The sequence below is a fragment of the Jeotgalibacillus marinus genome (assembly GCF_040801915.1).
In the GTDB taxonomy this organism is placed as follows: domain Bacteria; phylum Bacillota; class Bacilli; order Bacillales; family Jeotgalibacillaceae; genus Jeotgalibacillus; species Jeotgalibacillus marinus.
Map to the genome: position 1 here is coordinate 1 of NZ_JBFMIA010000054.1, position 2,084 is coordinate 2,084.

A 2,084-nucleotide genomic window follows, 5' to 3' on the forward strand; every position below is an offset into this window, starting at 1 on the left:
CACTCCATAGCACCTTAAATACGCTAAGTGCACTTGTTAAATCGGAAGATTCACCTTTAATAATTTATTCATCTGATTCTTCAAATTGATCGCATAGATAATCGTATACCTGTGCATCTTGTCCGCTGAATTCCTTCTCGCAATCGAACAAAACAGTTTTTACCGTTTTTAACATGTCTTCATTATCGCCACCATCAAGCACAATTTCTTCTTCGAGAAGCTCGATCTTGTCTTTACGGAACGCTACAACATTTTTCACGTCCCACTCTTGACCGTTGTTTTTAATTTTAGGGTTACCCTCGTCATCTAAGTGGCAATGCTCTTTTAACAATTCCTGTTCTTGTTCCGCCACTTCCTTTATTCGTTCGTCTAAAACCTTGATAAACTTACTACGTTGACGAGATTGTTTCCCTTTTAAAGACAAATCAAAAAGCAGGTTGATTACCTGCCCTAGTTGTTCATTTTTAATTTTTACTTGCATGGTGTTTCCTCCTAAGGTCTATTTAAATGAAGCTGCTTCTAATTTATTGATTCGGTTTTCTAACTCTTCAATTTTTATTTTCTGTTCCTTAACTAATGGTAGCAACATAATCCACAGTCGGTCATATTGTATTCCTTCTATTTCTCTATTTCCATGTTCATCTGCTGATCCATATGTTATGAAATTTTCTAGACCTGATTCTACAAGATCCTCTGCAATTAATCCTGATATTCTCTCCATATATGGAATATCTTCATTTTCCCAACCTATTTCTTCCCCATCAGATTCTTTTTTTAACAACTGGGCGTAGTTCTCAATCGATGGCTTATCATACCAAGTTTTCGGTCGTAAATTTAATATCTTGTTAGGGTTGTCTATCGACAAATCTTCTATGAGCATTTTGTATTTTGAAGCTGAAGTCGTTCGACCAATGTTTCCATTTGATGTTATATACATATTAGTAGAGGTTGAATATGTTCGATTGAAAATATCCATAGATTTTACATTAGGCCCTACGTTATCAGAGCTTATAGTTAACTTTGCACCACTTGGTGCATTTAATTCTATTGTCTTATTTGTAGCACCTAATGGAGCTTTAAAAACAATATCTCCTAATTTATTCACAATTGCCCAATATGAAGTATCGCTGGTGGTATCTTTAGCTTTAATATTTCCATATTGATTAAAACCTATAGAACTACTATGTTCAAACGACAGTCCTTGTATCTTTGAAAGCCCTGTGTCATCTATTCTTAACCTTTCGACTAAAGGACTTCCTGTACTAAATCGTAAATGATTACTAGTTTCTATAGTTAAATAAGATTTCGATTGTTCTGATGACTGAGTAATACTCGAAGAACCCTGATCGTTATTTAATCTATAAATAAATAGGCCATTCCCATTTATTTGCGCCTTAGCTAAATCCCCAATCTGAGATTCAAGAGCAGCAGCTTCGATTTTTGTTGACCATCCATCATCATACTCAGACTTTAGGACTCCTCCAGATAAACTTAAGGTTCCTGTTGATCCTCCAGTTGTTTCAAATTTCACTCCTGAGATTGTCCCACCGTCAATTACATCAGCACATAAACTACTAATTTTTGCACTCTCAATCGTAGCGTCTTTAATTTTCGCTCCATCTATACCCAAATTAGAAATTTTCGCATTCGTAACGGCTAAATCATTAATCTGTGCTTCTTTAATTATAGCTGTTCCAAGGTGGGCGTTTGTGATAGAGCCGTCTTTAATGGCCAAGGTACCAACTGCGCCTTCTTCGATAAGGACTTCGCCATCAGAAAAATAGACATCACCAGTTAGTTCAATCATTTCGGCATCTATTTTCACAGATTCCGCAGTTTGATTGATTGACGATATAATCCCATCTCGCTCAACTTTCGATTCAATCTTATCGGCATGAACCGATAAAGAAGCCTCGGCTTGAGTCATGCGACCGTCTACAATCTCCAATTCCTTCGCATTGAGAGAAATGGAGTCGGATAATTGGATGATGGATGTTTCGGACGATGACACTCTTGTGCCTAAGTCACTAAAATCACTTTCCAAACTTTTAACACTGGTAGAAATCCCATCTACATCAACTGAC

Annotated in this window: 1 protein-coding gene and 1 pseudogene; both read right to left on the reverse strand. The window is 36.6% G+C overall.

Annotation, left to right across the window (positions count from 1 at the left end; all coding sequences use genetic code 11):
* Positions 1-64: 64 nt before the first annotated feature.
* Positions 65-481 carry a DUF1617 family protein gene (locus tag AB1471_RS16800; protein WP_367780909.1) on the reverse strand — a complete coding sequence of 139 codons (417 nt, stop codon included), beginning with the start codon at positions 479-481 and terminating at the stop codon, positions 65-67.
* Between the two features lie 18 nt (positions 482-499).
* Positions 500-2,084, reverse strand: a pseudogene (locus tag AB1471_RS16805) (hypothetical protein); the annotation flags it as partial.

Excerpts from the sequence above, each read along its gene's own strand:
- AB1471_RS16800 (WP_367780909.1), bottom strand. The coding sequence starts at position 481 with ATGCAAGTAAAAATTAAAAATGAACAACTAGGGCAGGTAATCAACCTG.